This window comes from Bacillus massilinigeriensis, from assembly GCF_900117315.1.
Lineage (GTDB): Bacteria > Bacillota > Bacilli > Bacillales > Cytobacillaceae > Bacillus_BE > Bacillus_BE massilionigeriensis.
This window is the reverse complement of sequence record NZ_LT630337.1, coordinates 1,762,481-1,786,260: the sequence shown is the minus strand read 5'-3', so window position 1 is coordinate 1,786,260 and position 23,780 is coordinate 1,762,481. Positions and strand designations below refer to the sequence as shown.

General features: G+C 34.0%; 20 protein-coding genes (1 of these 20 cut by a window edge). 16 read left to right on the top strand and 4 right to left on the bottom strand.

What is annotated here, in order from left to right; all coding sequences use genetic code 11:
* The 5 genes from BQ6100_RS08825 to BQ6100_RS08810 all read left to right on the top strand — a co-directional run.
* Window positions 1-124 carry the 3' portion of a hypothetical protein gene (locus BQ6100_RS08825; protein WP_075981319.1) on the top strand. 386 nt of this gene lie to the left of the window's left edge, so the window shows 124 of its 510 coding nt (coding positions 387-510); its start codon lies off the left edge, out of view; the stop codon is at window positions 122-124.
* A gap of 20 nt (window positions 125-144) precedes the next feature.
* Window positions 145-273: a hypothetical protein gene (locus BQ6100_RS21830; protein WP_261798574.1), complete on the top strand. Its 129-nt coding sequence runs from the start codon at window positions 145-147 to the stop codon at window positions 271-273.
* 523 nt (window positions 274-796) lie between these two features.
* Window positions 797-2,371, top strand: coding sequence for a hypothetical protein (locus BQ6100_RS08820; protein WP_075981318.1), 1,575 nt, complete (start codon window positions 797-799; stop codon window positions 2,369-2,371).
* A gap of 415 nt (window positions 2,372-2,786) precedes the next feature.
* A complete protein-coding gene (locus BQ6100_RS08815; protein WP_075981317.1) occupies window positions 2,787-3,050 on the top strand; it encodes a hypothetical protein in 264 nt (87 codons plus the stop codon).
* Between the two features lie 425 nt (window positions 3,051-3,475).
* Window positions 3,476-3,916: a hypothetical protein gene (locus BQ6100_RS08810; RefSeq protein ID WP_159433141.1), complete on the top strand. Its 441-nt coding sequence runs from the start codon at window positions 3,476-3,478 to the stop codon at window positions 3,914-3,916.
* 215 nt (window positions 3,917-4,131) lie between these two features.
* Here BQ6100_RS08810 and BQ6100_RS08805 read toward each other — a convergent pair whose 3' ends face one another.
* Both BQ6100_RS08805 and BQ6100_RS08800 read right to left on the bottom strand, forming a co-directional pair.
* A complete protein-coding gene (locus tag BQ6100_RS08805; protein ID WP_075981315.1) occupies window positions 4,132-5,235 on the bottom strand; it encodes a tyrosine-type recombinase/integrase in 1,104 nt (367 codons plus the stop codon).
* A gap of 86 nt (window positions 5,236-5,321) precedes the next feature.
* Entirely contained in the window at window positions 5,322-5,708 is a 387-nt protein-coding gene (locus BQ6100_RS08800) for a DUF771 domain-containing protein (RefSeq protein WP_084780299.1), read from the bottom strand.
* Window positions 5,709-6,013: 305 nt separating this feature from the next.
* Between BQ6100_RS08800 and BQ6100_RS21690 the strand changes: the two genes are divergently transcribed.
* The 4 genes from BQ6100_RS21690 to BQ6100_RS08785 all read left to right on the top strand — a co-directional run bounded on the left by BQ6100_RS21690 (window position 6,014) and on the right by BQ6100_RS08785 (window position 12,049).
* On the top strand, window positions 6,014-6,424 hold the full coding sequence (locus BQ6100_RS21690; protein WP_235816508.1) for a hypothetical protein: 411 nt from the start codon (window positions 6,014-6,016) through the stop codon (window positions 6,422-6,424).
* A 56-nt stretch (window positions 6,425-6,480) separates the two neighbouring features.
* Window positions 6,481-7,029, top strand: coding sequence for an HNH endonuclease (locus BQ6100_RS21685; RefSeq protein WP_235816507.1), 549 nt, complete (start codon window positions 6,481-6,483; stop codon window positions 7,027-7,029).
* Between the two features lie 67 nt (window positions 7,030-7,096).
* Window positions 7,097-7,315 (top strand): hypothetical protein, encoded by a 219-nt coding sequence (locus tag BQ6100_RS08790; RefSeq protein ID WP_075981314.1) that lies wholly within the window; start codon window positions 7,097-7,099, stop codon window positions 7,313-7,315.
* Between the two features lie 240 nt (window positions 7,316-7,555).
* Window positions 7,556-12,049, top strand: a complete 4,494-nt coding sequence (locus BQ6100_RS08785) for a protein NO VEIN domain-containing protein (protein WP_075981313.1) — start codon at window positions 7,556-7,558, stop codon at window positions 12,047-12,049.
* Window positions 12,050-12,368: 319 nt separating this feature from the next.
* On the opposite strand, the gene BQ6100_RS08780 is transcribed toward BQ6100_RS08785, so the two are convergent.
* Window positions 12,369-12,671 (bottom strand): hypothetical protein, encoded by a 303-nt coding sequence (locus BQ6100_RS08780; protein WP_075981312.1) that lies wholly within the window; start codon window positions 12,669-12,671, stop codon window positions 12,369-12,371.
* A gap of 309 nt (window positions 12,672-12,980) precedes the next feature.
* Between BQ6100_RS08780 and BQ6100_RS08775 the strand changes: the two genes are divergently transcribed.
* The 3 genes from BQ6100_RS08775 to BQ6100_RS08765 all read left to right on the top strand — a co-directional run bounded on the left by BQ6100_RS08775 (window position 12,981) and on the right by BQ6100_RS08765 (window position 15,517).
* Entirely contained in the window at window positions 12,981-13,661 is a 681-nt protein-coding gene (locus tag BQ6100_RS08775) for a hypothetical protein (protein ID WP_075981311.1), read from the top strand.
* A gap of 148 nt (window positions 13,662-13,809) precedes the next feature.
* Window positions 13,810-15,054 (top strand): replication-relaxation family protein, encoded by a 1,245-nt coding sequence (locus tag BQ6100_RS08770; RefSeq protein ID WP_075981310.1) that lies wholly within the window; start codon window positions 13,810-13,812, stop codon window positions 15,052-15,054.
* 163 nt (window positions 15,055-15,217) lie between these two features.
* The gene (locus BQ6100_RS08765; protein WP_075981309.1) at window positions 15,218-15,517 is read left to right on the top strand and encodes a hypothetical protein; all 300 of its coding nucleotides are present in this window, start codon (window positions 15,218-15,220) and stop codon (window positions 15,515-15,517) included.
* A 65-nt stretch (window positions 15,518-15,582) separates the two neighbouring features.
* Here BQ6100_RS08765 and BQ6100_RS08760 read toward each other — a convergent pair whose 3' ends face one another.
* A complete protein-coding gene (locus tag BQ6100_RS08760; RefSeq protein ID WP_075981308.1) occupies window positions 15,583-15,879 on the bottom strand; it encodes a hypothetical protein in 297 nt (98 codons plus the stop codon).
* Window positions 15,880-16,606: 727 nt separating this feature from the next.
* Between BQ6100_RS08760 and BQ6100_RS08755 the strand changes: the two genes are divergently transcribed.
* Genes BQ6100_RS08755 through drmB form a run of 4 tightly spaced genes read left to right on the top strand, consistent with a single transcriptional unit; the run spans window position 16,607 to window position 23,643 of the window.
* On the top strand, window positions 16,607-16,855 hold the full coding sequence (locus BQ6100_RS08755; protein ID WP_075981307.1) for a TIGR04540 family protein: 249 nt from the start codon (window positions 16,607-16,609) through the stop codon (window positions 16,853-16,855).
* Between the two features lie 14 nt (window positions 16,856-16,869).
* Window positions 16,870-18,615, top strand: a complete 1,746-nt coding sequence (locus BQ6100_RS08750) for a DEAD/DEAH box helicase (RefSeq protein WP_075981306.1) — start codon at window positions 16,870-16,872, stop codon at window positions 18,613-18,615.
* Window positions 18,612-21,941 (top strand): DISARM system helicase DrmA, encoded by a 3,330-nt coding sequence (drmA, locus tag BQ6100_RS08745; RefSeq protein ID WP_075981305.1) that lies wholly within the window; start codon window positions 18,612-18,614, stop codon window positions 21,939-21,941. The genes BQ6100_RS08750 and drmA overlap by 4 nt, the downstream gene beginning before the upstream one ends.
* On the top strand, window positions 21,934-23,643 hold the full coding sequence (drmB, locus tag BQ6100_RS08740) for a DUF1998 domain-containing protein (RefSeq protein ID WP_075981304.1): 1,710 nt from the start codon (window positions 21,934-21,936) through the stop codon (window positions 23,641-23,643). The genes drmA and drmB overlap by 8 nt, the downstream gene beginning before the upstream one ends.
* The last annotated feature ends 137 nt before the right edge of the window (window positions 23,644-23,780 follow it).

The following is a 23,780-nucleotide window of genomic DNA, read 5'->3' as shown; positions in this document are numbered from 1 at the left end:
GGATAGCAACCAAAGTTTTGATTATGATGAACTGATATACGATGAGTATGTAGAAATATCAAAGAAACGCAGACAGTATCTTGAAGTAATATCATCGATTCATCATTTGAAGGAATTTTTGTAAGTTGGAAGGAGGGAGAATTGATGAGTCAATCAAGAATTATGCATGTAAAGAAACCCTGCCCTGTTAATGAAAACGATGAAGTATTTCGAAATGGAGTATTCATTTTAATATATCTAGAATATTGGAAGACATTCATTGTGGGAAACTAGTTGTTGATAAAGAATACATAGATATTAATGGATGGTTTAGATAGTATTATAGTCCAAGCTGAAATCCGTCCTGGAATATTTTCTATCATAGATGGCAATCACAGTAGATAAAGACATAAAAATGTGACAGCTCTGACATATATTAGAGCCAACTAAGTCAAAAATAGAGCACTTCGCTCAGTCCCTCTACGAATTTATCAGACATCAAGTAGATGCCCGCATAACCAAAAAGATGATAGAAATCTTATTTTTTATAACTTCCGCATTGCTTCTCATATTAGACTATATGGAAAACGCACCGGAGGGTCCCCATATTCCTCACTTCCAAGTATTACCTGAATTATAAGTAACACTTTTTAACGATTAATTGGAACAGTGAAAAATAAAAAGTTTCTTAGTATTTTTTCCTTTTTCAATAATTATACCTGACCCACATAAGGATTTTCTGAAAAAGCTTGTATATTTTTTATGGTTTCGGTACATAACTGTAGAAAACTTACGAAATGAAATGGGTTGAAGTCAAATGAAGCTAAGGAAAGGCATGCTTCAAGAGCAGGTGAATGAAACTCTGCAATCCAATGGTTATAATCTCAAACTATATAACAAGATATATTCCGGAAATAACCAATCCCATGATTGGCTTTGTCAATGCGGCGAATTAATACCTAACAGGAGTTTCTCTAAAATCAGGGAACGAATGTCTGTGCTTTGCAAGAAATGCCAATACCAAAAAACAGAGGAAAAATATAAAGCTGTCGTGGAACTAGAGCCAGATTATATTTATATTAGAAGTTTCAGAAGTGGCGACACCGTTGAAACTCCCAATAAAATAATAATGGTAAAGGACTCTCCCTATATAGAAATAAAACATAAGCCATGTAAAAAGATTTATAAAATCACCTTCGGCGGCTTTCAACAAGGGAAGAGGTGCCGCTGTGCCCCCTATGAAGATTCTGTAAAATGCTTATTTCCGGATGTCAGCAAGCTGATTTACTCCGATTCCGATGGCATCATTATTGATGACGAAATAAAAGGAACTATTCATGCTTATTCAGATCGGAAATTTCATTTTAAATGTGATAAGTGCGGAGAAATAAGTAATAAGTGTTTAGCGCTACACCAGGTCTCAATAGATGGATATAGCTGTAAATATTGCTCCGATGGCATCTCTTTACCAGAGAAATTTATTCTTTATCTACTGACAGCTTTAAATACACCGTTCATATTTCACAAATCATTTAAATGGAGCCAAAATAGGGTATATGACTTTTTTGTTCCGCCTTTTAAATTAATAGTGGAGGCCCATGGAATACAACATTATGAGGAATCCCCCCGAAGCGAACGGACATTAAATGAGGAACAGGAAAATGATCAACTGAAAAAAACTTTGGCTACATCCAGAGAATACAATTATGCAATCATTGATTGCAGGAATTCTACGCTTGATTGGCTTAAAGAAAATTGCATAAAGGCACTCAGCCCCTTATTTGACCTTTCCAAAATCAATTGGGACCAGATCTGGGAAAACTGCCAAAAAAGCTATGTAATAGAAAGTTGGAAACTTTGGAATTCCGGTCAATCTTTATCCGAAATTGCCGACGCATTAAAGTTAACGCCGACCACTGTGAGAAGATATTTAAAATCGGGATCCGCTATCAATAAATGCACTTACAATGCCCAGGAAGAAAAAGAACGAATAAAGCGTAAAGTCATATGTATCACAACCGGGAAAATATATGATAGTATTTCCAAAGCCGCGAAAGAAAATGGATTCACATTAAAAGCTTTACACCGTTGTTGTAATAGTAAATATAAGCGGTTAAAAAAAACGGATTCCTGCGAAATTTTAATTTGGATGTATCTCGATGAATTTCGTGCTTCTACCACGGAGTTCATTGAAGAATTAAAGAATGCCAACCCTCCAACGAAAAGAAGGGTCATGTGCATCACAACCGAAAAAAAATTCAACAGTCCGCGGGAAGCTGCCGAATATTATAAAATTGAACGTCGCAATATCGTATCTTGCTGCAACGGCCAAAGAAATTATTGTGGTAAATTGAAAGATGGCACTCCGCTTCAGTGGCGCTTCATCAGCTAAGCTAAGAATTCAGTTTTTTTAAAAAACCCTTGCCAAATAGGACCCCAGTGCTTTGCACTAGCAGTGTTTTGATTGAAAAACCTTTTCCTAACCTAACAGTACACTTTTTTACTTTTATTATAGAATAAATTTTTAAAAAGAATATAAAAAATTAAGGTGTTACCATAACTGGTAGCACCTTAATTTAGTAGCTTTGCTAAAGGCAATTAAACTTTAGTTTTGTAAATGATAGCAATCCTAGTATCACTGTATAGCTGTAAAGATACCTCTTTATTATTCAAATTGAAATATTGGAGTTGCTTTTATAAATTTTTACAACGGATTTCTAAACTTTCAAACATTTATTGACTACAAAAAAATCTATCATGATAATAAAGGAAGAATATAAAATTTATAGAAATGTGGGGAAAGAGCTATGTCTGGAAAAGATCTATTTAAAGGGTTAATAGGTGTAGGGCTAGGTATAGGGTCTAAACTTCTTTTGGACAGTAATGACCAAAATGACAGTAGTGGAGGATATTATGGGAGTTATACTACTGAGGAAATTCATAATAAACTTGAGGATTATTTGAATGAGTTATCAGAATTAACGGCACAAATAAACTACCTAAATGCAGAAATAAAATCAGCTAATGAGGAACTAAGACAAAGAAACGAAGAATTAGAGAATAGGGGCTAATCTACAGGGGGCCAGAGAACTTAGACAGGGGAAAACAACTGTTTTTAGGTGGGGCCCGCTGCCTAACTACTCAAACAAACCCCCTTTCGCGATTTTCACCCCGTAATGGCGGGGTTTCAGCACTCAAAACTGTTATTATTTAAGTGGCTTATTCAACGTTTTATATTTGCCATTCTATAGGAATGTCCCCTAGCGGATTCCTTACATTGATCACTACAAAATCTATTAACCCTAGAGGTGGGCCGGAATTACTTTCCACATCGTTTACAAGGCTTGTAGCTGTAGGGTGTAGAAATGAGTTTATTTTATTAAAAGTCCATTATAAAGGGAATATAAAAGGCTATGCCTTTGATTTTCTAGAATAATATAATTTAATAAAGCCTAATGTATGTAGAAATGAAAAGAGAAGGGTAGTGTTTTCCTTGTTGTTTGAATTAGATGTCATTGATGCCGTTTGCCAAGATTTAGTAGAAAGGGGTTATATAATCATAAATCGAAAGAAAGAAATTAAGCATTCAGGAAAGGATGTAATCGCAAAGAAAACAAACTCTAACAATGACATAAGACTTTTTATTGAGGCCATAGGGGAAACTAGTTCCGATTCTTCTTCAAAAAGATTCGGTAAGCCATTTGATAGAAGTCAAATAAAGGTTCATATATCGGAACTCATATTTGCCACAGCTGAAACACTCTCAATGCCCAAGTTAGATGGATACGTATATAAGACAGCCATTGCGATTCCAGATAATAAAGATCATCGAGAATTAATAAACAAAATTAAACCGTTTCTTGATTCTTTAGACATTGCAGTATTTTTTGTAAAAGGAAGTAAGGTATCTGAGATTATTAGTAGTTGGGAAGTATAATTTCAACAGTAGAACATATTTATAATTCAACAAAACATCCATAAGCTATGCTCAAAAAACAAAAAGGAACTCACCTTGCCTGGTAAGTAGTGTGAGTTCCTTTTTTCTTACACGCATATTAATTAGCCTCCACAATACTGCGGATGACCAATACTGGTGCTAGTGTTCGCGCACCGACATCTTTCATTCCACATCAATTTAAATTTGAATTGTGCTTACATATTCTCAAAAGTATCAATCGTCTGTTTCTCCTCTTGCTCCCGCATTTCCTTAAGCACGTGAGAATAGTACTTATAAGTCGTTTCGATATTGCTGTGTCCCAAACGTTCACTAACATAATTTACGTCAATCTTCCGATACAATAGAACACTTGCATGAGTATGCCTTAATCCATGCATCGTAATTGGAGAAATTCCAAGTTCTTTTAATGTTTTTTGCAAGAGCTTGTTGGCATTGGTGTTGCTGATTACTCTGTACTTGGACTCTGGGCTATAAAAGACTAATCCATACATATTAGGTGTTACTTTCTCGAAAAGTCTTCTAAATGCTATCATTGTCTTTTTATCTAGTTTGATAGTACGGTTGGATGCTTCATTTTTCGTTGGACCGAAACCTTGGGGATGCCTTTTTGCATAACCCCATGTTTTGTTAATGGTTATTGTGTTGTTTTTAAAGTCGAAATCCTTTCTTGTTAATCCCACTAACTCGCCAAACCTCGCTCCAGAAGTTAATCCTAATAGAATTATAAAATAACCTAGACTTTCACCTAACAAATTATAAATAGCTTCTAGTAATTTTTTAGTTTCAAAATAATTTAAATGCTTTTCTTCTGGTTTCTTTGCAGGATTTGTCCAAGTTAATACGGCTTTCCTAGTAAAATCATGCTGGATAATTTGCTCCTCAATTGCATCCTGAACACACCCCCGGATATGCGTATTTACTTTTTCTACTGTTTCTCGTGCCTTATCCGTGCCAAATTTATTTAAAAATAATTGATAGTCATGGCGCTTAATCTCCTGTAAAGGCTTGCTACCAAAATATTCTTTTATTGCTCTGGACGTATACTCGTAATGAAGCTTTGCTGTTTTTGTTAAATTGGATTTATAAAGCTTCACCCATTTCTCGAAATACTCATCAAACGGCATCGGCTTTAGATGTGGTAATATTCCTTTACTTAATTGCGCTTCAATTTCTGCTGCTGCAATTTGTGCCTCTTTTTTGGTTTTGAATCCACCTTTTCTTATCGGCTTCGCTACACCGTTAACCGTGTGACTCACGGTAAATTGATAGGTTTTACCCCGTTTTTGTATACTTGCCATTCTATGATGTCACCTTTCTAATGTTGTTTGGGGTTTAACCAAGCACGGTAAAAGGGGTGCTTGGTAGTTGTGTATATTAGTAGTCTTTAAGAAAAAATCCGGTTAAAGTTTTCATCTAAAAACTTTGCCATTTTTGATGCTTGAAATGACCAAGTTTGTCCCTTACTTCGTGGATAGAATACAAATCCACCATTTTGTGCATCCAGTACTTTTCGGAAACGTGAAGGATAAAGGATATTTTCTTTGATCCATTCACTTTTTCTATTCACTCTATTTTCAAGATCTTTCATTGACCAGTAGACTCCTGCTAACTGAATTTTTTTCAGTTCTTGTAATTCGATTTTAGAAATTATGACGCTATCTGCAGGTACAGGGATGTTTATATTAACTGATAGTGATTGAACATAACTCGATTCCTTTTGATGGTAGAAAAGTTGATTTTCACTTTGATTTTCTTGAAAGATAGTTGCCATTCTGTTCACCTCCTGCTTGAAAAATGTTTATCAAAGATACTTGGTTATCGGTAGGATAATAGAAATTTCTTTGGTCCAAATACTGGAAATGGCATGATGTGAAACGGTAAATACTTTATGTATTAATAGTAATATCGAATTTGGAGATTGGAAAATTTGTTGGGGGGTACATAACTAAAGATATTGACTAAGCTATTATAAAGTATTGATTTTGGTTCTTAGTTGGTAGAACTATTAATTTTTAGATAATATTGATAAATTAAATGTACAATGAAATTAGAATATACATATAAGGGGAGTATTAAATGGCTAGTCCGATTACTATTTTTAAAAACAACAACTTATTATTTGAAGCTAGGAATATACAAGAAGCAGCCAGGTTTTTAGAAGAACATTTTAATTCAAGTAAATATAAATATTATGACTCTATTGAAAGAGGGTATGTTTATAACATACCTTACTACGATGGGGAAGATGAATATCATTTTGTTGCACCTGAAGAAATAGCGGCAAATCGTCGTAAAGAACTTGAAGAAAGAGGGCACAAAAATGCTCGCCGTGTTTGGTTGATACCTGCTAATCCTAATGATTATGACGTGAAGGCGCATTTAGCTATTATGATACGATTGATTGGAAACGTTCTTTTAACTACGAAAATGGCGATATACTATTTATTTATGTATCCGGTAATATTCGAAAAGTCCGCTTTAAGGTAGAAGTTATAGAAGGTATTGTAAAGGATAAAGATATTACATATGATAAAAAATTCTGGTTGGATGAAGAAAAATATAAGAGGTCTAAGGAGTTTGATTATACAAAAATTCGATTACTTGATGAGATAGATACTCCAGAGCTTTCTCTTGCCAAATTGCGCAATTACGGTCTAAAAGGGAATATTCAAGGAGCTATGAAGCTAAAGGGGGAAATACATGACTATATCATGTCATTTTTTGAACAGGGCTTAACGGATGGATATTATCCTGAAGAAGTTTCTGAGGCGTTAGAAGAAGGGAAACGTAAAACTATTAATGTTAATGTATATGAGCGAAATCCCCTTGCTAGGAAGCAATGCATGGATTATTACGGTGTAATCTGTCAAATATGCAATTTTAATTTCGAAGAGAAATATGGGGAAGTTGGCAAAGATTTTATTCATGTACATCATATTGTTCCCCTACATCAAATACAGGGGGATTATAAAGTGGATCCGATAAGAGATTTAATTCCTGTTTGTCCAAACTGTCATGCAATGCTACATAGAAAGGAAAGGGGTTCCTATTTATCTGTAGAGCAATTAAAAAAGCGGATTAAAAATAATTAATGTTTCGTCGTGTCACAAGATACAACAAAATTACTAAAAAGTATAGGAAAGGAGAAGAGGAATTATCATGGATTTTAAGAGTTTTCTAATGGAAGAATACAAGATAGGAGAAAAATCAGCTCGTGATTATGAAGGACGATTAAATGGAATTATAGCGAGTGGAATTTATAATGGAGAAAGGGAGGTTTCTCCTAGTCTTATAAAGCTAATCGAAGAAAAATTTCCAAATTCATTCAATCATTATCGGCTTACCATTGAAAGATATATAGAATTTAAAAATCGATGAAAGAGAGGCTTAATTGTTTTTTGTAATAAGACTTTATTTAAAAGGGGGAAGGTGGAATTCCGTGCAGGGGAATGATAAAAGCGTTATTACTTGTGTGGGTTCAGAATGCACTAGTGATAACACTTTTTATTGTCTATGGGATTGATTAGAAATAAATACATTCAGAGGAATAGTTAAGTTCTATAGTACAATTAAATTAATAAAAGACATTACATATTTTTTAGAGGAGAAAGTACAGATATGAGCAATTGGAGGACGGTTGATGACCTACGTAATATTTTTATTGAGAAATACACTAATTCAAAATTAAGCAATGAACTTGAAAAAGCATGTAGTGAAGAATATGAACTGATGCGAGATTATAATGGTAGACAAATCTTGGAATTGCTTCAAAACGTGGATGACGCGTACGGTGATAAGAAAAAAGGCGAAAATCTTGATAGTAACGAAGAAGTAGAGGTTAAGATTACCTATAAAGACAATATCTTGGAAGTTGGGAATACAGGAACTACCTTTACAAAAGAAACGATTGAAAGATTATGCTTAGGACGGGCAAGTAATAAATCATCAATAAACATTGGGAATAAAGGTACTGGTTTCCGATCATTACTCAATGATGCGGAATGGATTGAGTTGTATTCCGGTGATTTTGCTATCAGATTCAGTGAGAATTTCGCAAGAAGCTGTTTTGAAAAGTATTCTCACATTGAGTTGATAAATGAACAAAGGAAGTCATGGAAAAAAGACTATTCATTATGTTTTCCGACAATGAACTGTCCCGAACAGATTGAAAAGGTTGACTCAGTTTTTGATACCTTAATTCGTGTGAAACTTAAAGAAAGTAATCGGAAAAAGGTAACTGGAGTATCACAGCAGTTAAAACAACCGTTTTATAAATCATTACTTTTTCTACCTAATATCACGAAAATCACGATTGAGACCGATGAAGAAACTCGAGAGTCAGAAAAATTAATTGACGGGATGGATGTGTTAATCGAGAGAACTGTAAATGGTACGAGCGAGCCTGTTGAAGAATACTTTGTTTTTGAAAGGAAAGTTGAAATTGATGAGAAAACAGCTTTCCTATCGATCGCAGTCCCAAAGGATAGAAATTATGATTTCAAGAAAGAAAAGTTGTACTGTTATTTCCCTATTCGCAATTTTCCAACTCCCATCAACGCTCTAATAAATGCACCATTTATTACCAATAACTCTCGTGATGATGTGCCAAATGATAGTGAGGAAATCAATAAGAAAATATTTGGTAAAGTCTTACCTTTTATTAAGGACGTTGCTGAGGAGCTAGCAAAACCTGAGTATGAAGATACAGCAATAAAAATGGTTACTCCTTTCCAAGATAATAAACTATGGGATAGTGATGTATTTAATTTTCAAGATGAATATTGTGGTTTACTATCTAATGCGATGATTCTACCAACTGTCAATGAAGAATACATTTCCATTTTAAATAAGCCCAAAATACTAATGAATGGATTTCCTATTGAATTCAAAGGGGAAGAATTCAATTTATTATTGCAGCTCTCAACTGAGGAGAATGTCGAGATCGTGACATTGTTATCAGAATATGTTGGTTATGATGAATTGGATTTCTCACCGGAAGATTTAGCAGAAAAGGTGAATCGATTGAATGACCACTGGGATATTTCGACTCAAATTAAAGTGTTTTTATGGTGGAGTAAGTATTACCGAGAAGCAGATATTGTTCCAAACTTGTTGATTGATAGTCGAAATAAATGGATACATAAATCCGAAAAAGTATTTTTACCAACTGATGGAGGTATTTCAGTATTACCTTATGAATTAAATTGGGTGAAACTCTGTGTCTTGCGTCAAGATTTTGTCGATGAACTAATTTCACAAATTAAATGGAATTATGGTGATGAATGGAAGAAAATAAATGATAAATTCAGTGCTGAAAAAACTGGTGATAAACGTTTGCTTGATGCATTTAGTGAAGACTATTTAGCTGTTGAATTTACAGAGCAAAGCAGTTCAGATTTAATCATTGGTACAATTAATCGTCAGATTGATCATGAGGATAAGGCCAAATCGTTTATTAATTGGTTCTTTGAAAATTATCGGGACAAATTAACTCAAGGTAGTGAGCTTTCAAAAGTTCCATTCAATTTACCTAATGTGAATGGAATTATTAAACCATCAACCAAATTATTTCTTGATGTAAATTATGGTAATCCATTAGGCGCTAAACTTTTTGCCAACACTACTTATTCTGCTTTAATGCAACCTCACAAACTCTACCAAGGAAACGATATTGATGCATTTACGAAATTTATTGAAATGTGCGGAGTTGCAAGGTTCCCATTGATTTATGAGACGAAGTCGTTGGTAAATAATTATGAATTCAAAAGATTCATTGCTGTAAAATATTCGGATAAGATTGATTTCAATATCAATTATCTAACCACTAAGACCATTGGCAATCTAGAAAGTCTAATTAGTAACCTGAATACTTCAGAAATTGTTGAGTGGGTTAATAAAGATGAAGAACTGCGAGAGTTATTGTATTCAAATCGAAAGGATTCAAATGTAACACAGCAATCTAACTGGACTGGGGTGCATTTCAACTCTAACGAGTACATAAAGTATGTGTTAAACACAACTCCGTGGATTCAATTTGATGGAAATAAGTACTCACCGCAACAGGTTGTAAAGTACGATAAGTTGAAGTCAAATGTCGATGATCTTTATGGAATATCTGAACAAGACTTGCTTGAAGTCGTTGGAAATGATCTTTTACAAAATCTTGATTTTAAAGATTCTATGGGTCTTCTTGACGACACTGATATTAAGAAAATTCTAGATACGCTACCAAAGTTTGATAAAGGTGAAATAAGTCGAAAAATCTACACAGAGATTATCAAATTCAAGAAAGAACAAGAACCAACTTATTCCCCTAAAGATATTCTTGTCCTAGCTAAGGACGGAAAATTTTATGGTGCTAATGAAGTGAAATATGCTGATAAAAAATTACCAAAAACGATAGAAAATAAGGCCCATTTTATATTCATTCCTGTAAAACAAAGCATTACCACCATAAATAATTGGCTCGGTGTTGAGCGTTTTAGAACCAATTTAGAGTTAGATTCGTTTAATAAAGTCGATTACGGTATCGACAGTTTCAAACAAGAAATTGATGAAGTGAAAACTGCGGTTTTATCAACAATTGATGATAACAAATCGAATGTTGATAAACTAAAAAGAATGCAAATCATACCTTGTAGCGAGATTTTTGCAATCGATAAGGAGCAAAGCAACCGAAAAGTACAACTTGAAGATTTTTTCTTTGTCGATGACGGAAGAGATTTTTACATTAAATTACCTAGCTCAAAACATAGTATTGAACAACTACGGTTGTCAGATGGATTTTCTAATGCAATCGTCGATATCTTTAAGCAGCTGTTGACACTTGAATTAGATGCTAACTTAATTGAACTGCTCGTTTCAAAAGATGCAACGAGAAAACGAGAAAAGATATCGGATGAATTTGGTGTTGACAAGTGGAATGAGTCGTACGAATTGCTCTTCAGTAAAAATGCTATAAACAAAATGATCTATGACTATTTTTCTGAGAATGGGGCAAGTCCTAGTACGTTGAGTCAGATTGAGAATGTTGATTTTTCATATGTTTTAAGAGATTCAGATTATGAGATGATTATATCCAGCTTGATAAAAATCAATCAAGATATATCCGATCTAAATAATCTATCTGAGTTGATAAATATTGATGTGAGAGAATATTGGCAAAAAAAGCTGAAACGGTATCTGTATGAGCATCAACAAGAATATGCAGACAAATTGTTTAGTAAACTCTTTTCTGATGGTGATGTCGAAAAACAAAATAGGTTTCTAGATGAGCTAGAAAAATACAAAGATTACACGATTAATCTTGGTAGTATAAAGAACTCTGTTAAATTTGATTTGGCACAAATTGTTTATCAAATTTTCCCCATTTTAATAGACAACATAGAAAAAAATGATGTGAAAACAATATACAAGGAACATTATGAGTCATTAAACCCAGAAAATTTGTTTCCTGATGAAATAGCTAACAATCAAAAAGCTCAAATCATGATCTATTTCAGAAGGGTTGATGAATTCAAGAACTGGTTAAACAAGCAACATGATAAGGTTGAGAAAGAACAATCCGAAAAATCAAAAGATACCTATAAACAATTGGAAGGGGTTACTCCAGAGGAACAAGCAATAGAATTTCATGAGTCAAAAGGATCCCCATCAACTAATAAAAGAAGACAAAGCGGTGCTTACACAAAAAGTGCTGAAGAGAAAGCAAATAAAGCTAAAAAAATAGTTGGTAACAAAGGGGAGTTACTGATTTACAATTTACTTTGTAAACAACATGGCAAAGAAAATGTATATCCGAAATCAGAGGCATTCGTCGAGATTGGTATTCTAAAACCTGGACAAGCTATTTCTGGAGAATACGACTTATCTTATAAGGATAAACATGGAAAATTGTACTACGTTGAAGTGAAAACAGGAGATGGAAAGTCATTCATCATTACTCCTGGTGAACTAGAATTTGCAAAACAAAATCCAGATCAATTTAAATTGTATTTAGTATCAGAAATTGATTCTGATCAACCTAAGTATCAAGAAGTACCATTACGTTTTTGGGAAATTGATAAATTCCGTTTGAAAGAAGTTGTAGAAAGAATAGAAGTTGAATTTTAGTTTTAAAGGCAAGTAATATAGATACTCTCCACCCATAGTGGATACGGTCACAGAATGAGCCCCTTTGAAACGGCTTTTTGGACATCATTTCCGAGGGTTATTTTTATATCAAGATTACAGTGCCTGCCCCCCGGCGCATTGGAAGAAGAGATTCATCAATTCATAATACTGAGGAGGCAGTAGGTCTTTCTAGTCGTCGCTTCTAAAATTGGTTATACAATGGTTATATACTTGTTAGATAAAACCAAACTAAATTTCCAGTGTTAGGGAACACCAAACCTTTACTTCATAGGTCTGTGTTCCCTTTTGTATATAGTTTCTAATAATATTCTTTCTCCCTCAATTCCTTCATTGCAGCCATTACCTCGTCTAAATCTTGATCCAGAATATGACATGGATAGATTGCTCTAATATCTCCATTCTTTCTTGCCTTTTCAAAATTTTCTTCCTCACCGTACTGCACAAATGGAACACAAGCCTTATGGATGTTGCCAGGATCAGCTGTATGCCAGTGTACAGTTCCGTAAAATATTCGATAGTAACGTTTTTTCCCTTTTAATTCGCCATGACTTGATGGAATAAGCTTGAATCCCCATTCTTGATAAGTTGGTTCTTTCTCCAATAATATCACCTCTCCACTTGACTTGAAGTAATTATAATCCGTATTGAAATTAAGAACAAAGTCCATATTCCGAGATTTTTTCTATAGGCTTTCTATACTGCCTATTAGGAAATTCTCTCGTTATCTAATAATCTCTTTGATTTTGAAATTTCTTTTTCCCTAATATGACAGCGAGAAATAAGGTAACAAATTGGAAAAAATTGCGAGGGAATTTTATGAATGTGCTACCGATAACCATTTTGTAGCACAGAAGAACCTTGAAAAATTACCACATGTGCTCACGAAACATAGATAGGAGGTGGAAATAATATGGCTCAACTTAAAGTTGGTGATTTTTCCAAGAAGGTTGGTAAGCATAGCAATACGGTTGCTAACTGGTTCAATCAACTACACGAATTAAAGCTTCACTGTGTGAACAGGTCTCCTTTAACTGGAGAAAAGGTATTTGATGAGTTGGATTTAGAAATCGCACTTCATATCAAGGCGCTAAGGGATAAGAAATTAAGTATCAAGGAAATATTTGAAGATATCGGAAATCATTGTAAGCTACGATATTTTAGTGTAGATGACTCTCTTGAAGAAGTGGAAGAGCACAATTCAGATTACGAGCGGTTAAAAATGGAATTGCTTTACATCGTGCAAGATGTTTTAAGTGAGAGTTTATGGGATGAATTTGAAACCATAAGAGAAAAGCTCGAAGCATTTATTAATGGATTCCCCAGCATGATGGACGAGCGACACAATAGAATAAATGATTTATTGACCATTAGAAGAATTGAAGCGGAGTTAGAAACGGAAGCACTTCACAAGTGGTCCACTGAGCCAGTGTCAGTCCGTATAAAACGTGGATTTTTCTTTAAAAAAGAAGAAAACATTGTAGCGCGTAACCAATATGTAAAGGGTTATATCATGAAAAACTTAGAGGAACGTTTATTAAAAGCAATTTCATTCCCGGATAATCAGAAAAATCCTTTTAAGCACTTTTATTAAGAAAACAATTACGGTTACTGAGTAACTATGCATTCAACCTAGTGATATATACAAAAGTACTTGCTGAATCAATAACAGTGGGTACTTCAGGGCAAAACACTAACTAGAACTATATATGTATAAAATTAATTAGAGAGGAGTCATCGTTATGGCATATTTATTAGGTTATGATTTAACGGAATATGATATAGATATAATTGATTGTTTGACTAATTATAGAGGTGTTAAACCTTATCATTTGGCAGTAATGAAATATGGTGTGAATTATACGAATAGTCAGGAGAAGACGATCTATAAGTATCTTAGAAAATTACTTGATCAAAAATTGCTTGCTAAGTATAAATTGCAAGATGGGTCAGAGGGATCCATGTATTTTCTTACGTCCAAAGGTTATGAATTAGCAAAAGACTTATTTAATATTGAGGAAGGAAAAAAGGGAGAAGGTTGGATTAATGAAGATGGATGTACAAGTCATGGTGACTTTCCATATGAATTATTTTCTCCTCCATTAGAACAAGCTCCACACCATCTATTGTCAATTGATTTTCTTTTTAAATTAAGATCTATAAATACAACCTTTATAGAACATCGTATTAATTTTTATAGCGCTGTAACTTATGGCAACTCTGAAAATAAGTTTCGTTTACGTCCAGATGCTGAGATTAGATTAGAGAATAATAGGATTTACGCGATTGAGATTGATAGAGGTAGCGAAAACCATGAACAGCTTTGTAAAAAGTTTAGAACGTACCGACATTATTATGAGACAGCAAAACAAAGTGGATTAGATGTTAGACATGCCGGAATTATTTTTATCGTGGAAGATAAGCGTAAAAAACATGGCATGAAACGTAGATGGAAGAATATTTGTGCAGCATTTTTTAAGGAGATGGGAGACTACCACAAATATGTTAATCTTATTATGACAACTGTCAGTGATACTAGTGAAACTATTCTTTTTGAGATAAATAGAAAGAATTATGAACAAAGGTTTATCAATAAATTAAGCACTTTTCTGAAGAAGAAAGGTAATCAGGATGTAAACCTTTATCTAATCAATGATCCAGATAATGATTATAAGCAAATCATTACAACTAATATGGCAGGAAACAATTCGTTTTATGTAACTGTTTATATAACATCGCAAACATTTGAGGCAAACGTTTATAGTAAATTTATGAATGTTTACCGTCAAATAAATGCCATTAAAAACCAAGAAGCAGTTAAAGGTCTAGAGTTTAAAGGATTTAGAAAGGTTACAATTTACGGAAACGAAATACCTTATATTATTAATGATATTGGACCATACGAGTTAGATGAGGAGTTCAACAATATGTTTCGGGAATTTAATGATAATGTTCAATATTATAGAGTTGATGATGTCTTGGTATAACATGTTTGTGACGCAGTATCATTTCTAGTTATAATATAGTTAGTTAAAAAGAACATATCAATAGGATTTTGCAATATATCCGCCCGGATTACCACTGGTAGGGATTCAATGTGATTGTATTTTTTTAGTAGCTACTTCAAAAAAAGCAAGGTGAATTGTTAGAATGGAAGAAATATCAAAAAACATTGGAACTGTACATGATATTGATCAGTTTTCTTTTATCGCGGAGCTTGAAGACTATTTCTTTAAGCATCAAAATCAAGATGTGGAAATAGAAATTCTGCAGGGTAAAAATACAACTGAAGGTTTATTAAATGTAAAAGCAACAGGTAAAAATGGTAATGTGACTGTTATAAAACATGATGACTCAATTAAGCTTATTGATACAGTATTCTCGATTAAGGCAGATGAGGTATATGTGAATTTCGCTGGGCACATTGTATATCTGATTGTATTGAAGTAATCCATAATATAGGATAAATCGAAAAGCCTATATTATGGATTTCCTTATTTAATCTAATAAAAATATTAGATCCTTGGTTCTCCTTTGTCATCATAGTAGGTTTCAAAATGCCTTGTTATTAAATCAAATAATTCCTTTTGAAATTTTTCGCTTATAGTATTGATACCAGGAAGATGGCCTACTTTTTTTAGTAGTGCTTCTTTTTCTACGTTTCTATCAATCAAGTATTTTACCTCCTCGTGCAGTTCTGGATATTTCTCCTCGATAATCATGGTTGTGTATTTAAACACCACATTCTTACTTCTCTTATTGAGATCATCTCTAAATCGAGGGAATAGAGCTTTTTCGCATTTTGGTTTCATCTGCTATCCCCACCTTTAATAATATTCGTAATCCGTTACTCATTGGCTTCACCTTCTTCGTTGTTATTTAGAGTCAACTAACCCTATAAAATGAGATTAAGTGAAGAGGGAGAAGGTGTCGAATTGGTAAGTGGGTTAATTGTATTGGGCTTTTCATAGCTATAGGAACTAAGACAATTAGAGGAAGTTTTACTGAAATAGATCCATGAGGTGAATAATATCAAAAATTAATGATTTCCGTTATAATATAGGTAGCAGTGAAGGCGTTCACTGTGGGATATAGGTAGTATCCACCCGACTCACTCTTCCACAGGGATCATCGGGTGGATATTTTTTTGTGCTTCCTTTTAATTTTTAGAAAACTCTATTTACTTTCTAAATCAAGCATTGATCTTGGTGAATCAAGAACTTTAGAATTTCGTGATTTTTAGGAGTATCCCCAAGTACGTATATAAAGTTACAAACTGTGGGACATTTCCTATTTTCAAATAGAATATAATATTAAGTCTTATACAAATGTAAGATCAACAGCAGACAGATAAGATGCCCAAAAGTGGGATACAAGCAATCCACCCTAAACTAGTTTAAATGAGGGGATAATTATCATTTATTCAAAGAGTAACAATAATTACTATCCTATAAAAACCAGAATTTGGTTGTGTTACTTAAGAACTAGTTATAAAATAAAGATAAAGTATAAATAAAGTAAGAACACCGAGGTGATTCTATGGATATAAAAATTTTTCAGAAGACACAAAGAGATTTAGCAGCGACTATAAATGTTGTAATAGATAAATATTGGGAAGATGGAATAAGTGAAAATGAAATGATAGAAATTGTTCAGAAGTTATATAGCAATAATGAGAGTAAGTTCTTGAAGGATGACCAATTTACTACTGTACTGCGTCAACAATGCGGTAAGCGTAGGTTAGAAGTGATTAGTAAGGTGTTGAACATTACCGTGCAACATAGTTAGATTGAGGTGTGGAATTGAATACTTTTTTAACAGAAAATGAAATTAGACAAACTGTAAATATATTAATAGAAAAATATAACGTTAGTGATATGATGCTAATAAAATTTTTGGGTACAGATAAATACTTGCAAATTAACAAGATGCTAAATGATTTAGAAGAAGATGACCTAGATAAATATAAATTAGCACGGATGGTTGTCATTGAGAAAGGTTCATACCGGTTTTCAGGTAGTAATAATAACATCAGGGAACTAAGGTCGTATTTATTAAAACAAATTGATAATAAGACACTGAGTCAATTGTACGAAAGAAATCCAATAAGCAACAGGAAAATTCAATCCCCTTCATATATGCCAAATGCATTAGCAGAAAAGAGATGGTCAATGGGAGGAAAATGGCCAAGAGACTTTGTTCAAACGCTTGGTTTTCCTTTAATTTTTTCAGGGATTTCAATTCCAAAGGACCATAGCACAGACCCTATTCAAGATATTGAACCGAGAAAAATGGTTCCGCCATTAGTCGAATATCAAAAAGGTCTAAAAGAAAAGATGTTGTCTGTTCTGAATCAAGAAAAAGAAAAGACGAGATGCGTTGTCACTTTACCAACAGGTGGGGGGAAAACTAGAGTAGCAGTGGAAAGTTTCATAGATTGGATGCAACCCCGTTTTAGTGAAGGAAAGTATTTATTATGGATTGCCCAAGGCGAAGAACTTTGTGAACAAGCAATATCATGTATATCCGATATGTGGCAAGAGAGAGAGTTTCCTGAATCATTGAGAGTTTATCGTTTTTTTGGTGGTAAGAAAATTAAAGAAGAGGATTTAATCGGTGGTGCTGTAATTGCAAGTATTCAACAACTATATACCCGAATCCAGAGTAAGGATAAAGCATTAGATGATTTATTAGCTAATTGTGGTGCAATGATTATTGATGAAGCTCATCATGCTACGACAAAGAGTTATGAATTACTTATTAATAAAGCTAAGGAATTAGTAGGAGAAGATCTTTTTCCTATATGCGGACTAACTGCTACACCAGGTCGAAGTAATGAAGAAACGATGACACTTGTTGAACAATTTGAAGCGTATTTAATTCACCCTTCTTTACCAGATATGAAGCGCTATGAAATAAATCCTCTCTTATATTTTAGGGAAGAAGGATATTTAGCTGAACCATTGTTTTTACTTCATGAAGATGGTGAAGAGATTGAAGTAACTAACGATATGATTGATAGTGAACAAGATGATTTAAATAATGAATTCCTCGATATCTTAGCAAAAGATGAAAAGAGAAATTTTCAAATAATAGAGTATATGATGGATATACCAGTAGGTTCATCTTCTTTAGTTTATGCATGTACCGTTGAGCATGCGGAATTCCTAGCATTAATGATGAATTCGGTTGGGAGAAAATCAGCTGTTATTTCTGCAGATACTCCGAAACCTATTAGACGAATGCATATTTCGGCGTTTAAGAAAGGTGAAATAGAATTCTTATTTAACTACGGAGTGTTAACAACAGGATTTGTTGCTCCAAAAACAGATCATATTATTATTTGTCGTCCAACTTCTAGTATAATTCTTTATGAGCAAATGGTAGGGCGGGGACTAAGAGGGGAAAAATTTGGCGGTACCAAATACTGTAATGTTGTTGATTTCTCTAGAAATATAAAACGTCATGGAGAACCTCTTGCCTATGCTAGATTTATAAAAGAATGGCAGGTTAAAGAGGTAAAGGACTTTGATGGGGTGATGGTATGAAACCAGGGGCTACGAAATTAGAAAAATATTTAAAGTCAAGTCAAGAGAACTCAATGTCTGTCACTGACTATATGGAGATAGATAGTAAATGGACAAGTCGTACTTTAAAAAGGATAGTTGATGAACACCCGGATTTATTTCAGATAACAGAAGGTAAAGTAACATTATTATCAAAAGAACCTGCTAATCATGATGGATATAAAGAAACAAGATCTGAGATAGTAAATAAATTAGAAAAATTTCTGGTTGGACCCTTTGATGAAAACGAGGTTCTAGGTAAAAGAAAAAGACCAATGGCTTTATACTTAACGGGAAAACTTGTACCTTTTGGTTCATCGGCAAATGTTATAAATGAGGCTGATCTGGATATTCAAACGAATCAGCTGACTGAAGACGAAAAGGTTGATGAATACTTAAGTAATCGTGACATGTTCCGTCCTTCCAGTATGGGTTTTAGCTTTAAGATGAAAAATCTAGGGAAAGTAACTATAAATGCAGGTTGGGCGATGTATTTAGGGGAATCTCATGAAAGATCTCAGAAACAAGAAACATGGACAGTGGAACTGAAATCAGATGTTACGCAAATATTAGAAAACAAAAATGCTGATTCAGATCCTGCCCGCGTAAAATATACTGTAATGAAGAGAGATGGAATCTATCATGTAAGTATCTTCATATATAACTCTTATCAGAGGGATAATCAGTACCCGAAACAGGATGAAATTATGTTTCAAACAAAATTGTCAATTAGTTTTGAAGAAGATAATATGGCAATATTTACTTCAAAGGCCGATCGATTTAATGTTGCGGATGAATTACTATATCGTGATTTTAAGGAATTAGCAATTGGCCATGGGGTAGGTGTGGATTGGAATATTGAGAATGGAAAAGTGAATATAGAATCCACTTGGCTTCCTTTCTATGAGTTACCAGCAGTAGAACATACTACATTTGAAGGATATTCTTTTTCCATGAAGGACCTTAGCAGGATGTCAGCCACAGAACTAAATGATTATTTATCAATTATACCAAAACAATATAATAGATGGCTAGATTTTCAGTCTGATGAAATTAAGGACTTGGAAGTACATTTAAAAAAAGAAGCGGAAGAGAACATAAAAAAAATCAGGAAAATAATTCAGCGAATTGAAAATGGTATTAAATTCATATCAAAATCAGATGATTGTATTGGGAAACAAGCTTTCCAATTTGCTAACAAGTGTATGATGTTGCAACGTGCTCACACGAAGGTGGCGTTGGAATATAGATCATCCAATAAAAGAACTAGGCCCATTCATGATGGGAAATGGCGTTTGTTTCAAATTATGTTTTTGCTTATGAGTATTGATGGTGTCTCTGATAAGAACCACGAGGACAGAGAAATGGTAGATTTAATTTGGTTTCCGACAGGTGGAGGAAAGACTGAAGCATATCTAGGAGTAGCTGCATATCTAATGGCATTTAGAAGACTAACTTCGGATATTTTTAATGTGGAAGAGTATGCAGGTGTGACTGTGTTTATGCGTTACACTTTACGTCTTCTAACCACCCAACAATTCCAACGTGCAACCGCACTAGTTTGTGCAGCAGAATATATTCGAGGAGAACAACCACATAAATATGGTACAGTGCCTTTTAGTATTGGACTTTGGATTGGTAATGACTCATCACCAAATCTATTGAAAGATGCTAGTGAAAAAATGGATGAGATTAGACAAGGAAAAGAAGTTCTAAAAGGAAATCCAATGCAACTCACACATTGTCCATGGTGTGGAACGGAATTATCACCTGATGACTATCATATTACTGAAAAAACTCAGAAAATCAGCTGTCATTACCCTCACTGTGAGTTTTATGGTGATTTAGGGCTCCCTGTTTGTACTGTTGATGAAGAGATATACAAAAAGGTTCCAACTATTATTATCGGTACAGTTGATAAAGTTGCTCAACTACCTTGGAAAAATAATATGTACGAGCTTTTCGGACAGAAAAATTTCTATCATCCAGAAAAAGGATTTATTTATGAAGATAAGGAAACGAAACGTGGGTGGGAGAGGATCGATCGATTAAAACCACCGGAGTTAATTATTCAGGATGAACTTCATCTAATTTCAGGTCCGCTTGGTTCATTAACAGGGCTTTATGAAGTAGCAGTAGATTTATTATGTCAACAAAATGGGATTGGTCCAAAAATTATCGCTTCCACAGCTACCATACGTGGTGCAGATGAACAAGTCAGAGCATTGTACGGTAGAGAAGTAACTCAATTCCCACTAGCTGTACAAAAATCAAATGATAACTTTGTATCTTACTCATTAGAAACGAAGGAAAAACCGGGACGTTTATATGTCGGAATTTGTGCACCTGGTGTCAGTGGCAAAATCCAATCAATTCAAACATATGCAGCTTTGACAACAATTACACGTGATTCAAAATCCGAGTTTATAGACCCATATTGGACAATGTTAGGTTATTTTAATACAGTCAAAGAACTTTCTGGTATGTTAACTACATTTAAAGATGAAATACCTACACGGTTAAATATGTTGGACAGTAGAAGCCATTTTTCACACGAATTAAATGTAGAAGAAATGACAAGTAGAAAAAAAGCCAAAGAAATACCAGAGTTGCTAAATAAAATGGAGAGAACAGTTAACGAACAAGGTGTGTTAGATGCTGTTTTAGCAACAAATATGATTTCTGTGGGGGTTGATGTGAATAGACTTGGAATTATGGTTATGCATGGTCAACCAAAAACAACTTCAGAATATATACAGGCGACAAGTCGGGTTGGAAGGGAATATCCTGGATTAGTATTAACTATCTTCAATTCCATGCGTTCACGAGATTTATCACATTATGAACGTTTTAGAGCCTATCATCAAACAATCTATCGTAATGTTGAAGCAATGAGTGTTACGCCATTTTCAATTGGAAGTAGAAAAAAGGGACTAACTGGCGCGTTTATAGGTTTCTTAAGACAGTCGCTCATTGAAATAAGTAATGAAAAGAGTGCCAACAAATTTTATAATTCTGAGAGAGTAGAAGCACTGAAAAATAAGTTTGTTGAACGTATTTCTAAGACGAATGCTTGGGAGAAAGTAGAAATAGAAGAACACCTAACAGGGTTTCTGAAATGGTGGGAAACTATGTCAGATAAGTATCAGGAACAATTAAGTTATAGATTAAGTCAATACAGTAAAAACCACTTATTAAAGCAGTTTACTGAAAAAGCAAAAACGAAGGAATCCAAACCAGCAATGATGTCGCTAAGAAATGTTGAAGGTGAAATTAAGGTGGAAGAGATGTGGTTTAAAGATGAGTAAAGAAATGGGGACATTGAGACCTTCTCAGTTAATCTATCACTTTGGACCAGGTTCTATTGTAGATATGATGAATCAAAGTGTAATCATTATGGCAGCAGATCTGTGGAATACACGTTATACACCACATGAAAAAGATGAACGAATTACTAGGGCATTGAACATAGATTATATAAAATTATTAAACGAAAGACCAGATTCAGTTAAAGTCAGAGCAACCCCATTTCCGAAATGGGAAATTTGCCCAAGTTGTAACATGATGACTGATTATAATAATACTTATTGTTACCATTGCAAACAAAAAGGTGAAGACATTGAGCTTTATCCCAGTAGATTTGTAGTGTCCTGCAACAATGGTCATATTAGTGATTTTCCTTATATAGAATGGGTTCATCAAGAAAAATCCTGTAATAGTGATAAGCCCATCCTAAAATTTATTCGGCAAGGTGATAGTGGTTCTCTATCAGATCTTTCTGTACAATGCGTCAAGTGTAAAGAGAAACAATCATTAGGAAAAATCATGCAAAAAGATGCAATGAAATCAATTTTACCATCTTGCACTGGTAACAGACCATGGATTGGTGATACAGAATTATGCAACGAATCAATGGAAACTTATTTACGGGGAGCATCTAACATATATTCACCAGCAGTGACAAGCTTTTTACAGATTCCGCTGAGTGAAGAAAATAGTGACCCACTGGTTTCTAAAGTGCTAGAAAATAAACCAGCATTGATAAAAGCAAAAGAAAAGGGATCAAATTCTTTCCAGACATTATTAAGCATACTAGATTTTAACGAATCAGAAGCAGATAAAATCGAAAAAATTCTGTCTGGTGAATATGAAGAAGAAATAAGTTTCCAGTCGATAAGAAAACAGGAATGGAATACGTTAGTTCAAGGAGATACGGATGATACTCATGATACTGGTTATAAATCGAGTTCAGTTAGTATTCATGAAAAAATGAAGCCCTATTTTTCAGCTGTTCATAAAATAGAATCATTGCCGGAAATCCAAGTTTTACAGGGGTTTACACGAATTGAATATTTAGATCGATTTGAATTCGCGGAATCAAAGGACTTGATTCCAGTTATGAAAGATAAGAATAATAAGTGGCTGCCAGGGATACGAAATAATGGCGAAGGTATCTTCTTTAATTTTGATAAGCATAAAATAAAAGAATGGGAACGTAATACCAATCATTCAGAGGTAACATCTGATATCATTTCGAGATATAATCGGAATCGGGATCAACTTGGTTACTCAGCGTTATCGATAGAAAGCAAACATTTGCTTCTGCATACGTTTAGTCATGCATTAATAAAGGAATTAGCCGCGTATTCGGGTTATTCAACAACATCATTGAAAGAACGAATCTACTGTAGTAATGATATGCAAGGAGTACTCATTTATACAGCATCTGGTGATTCTGAGGGAAGTCTAGGTGGGCTAATAGAACAGGCTGACCCAGATAAACTTTATCCGATTTTTATTCGGGCTATTGAACGTATGATGTATTGTTCTTCTGATCCAAACTGTTCTGAAGGAGAATTTAAATTCCAATCAACTGCTAATGGAGCTGCATGCCATTCTTGTTCTTATGTTTCAGAAACATCTTGTGAGTGGGGAAATCAATTGTTAGATCGTCGTCTCCTAATCAATATTAATCCAGGGGAAGATACTGGATTCTTTAATCAGCTGTAAAAAGTTACGAACACAAAAAAGTAATAAAGCATTCACAGATTTGTTATTAAAATATACTTATATTACAGTATTAATAGTATGAATTGTTTACATGGAAAACAGATCACTAAATCGCTTGGATTTATAAAATGTCATTT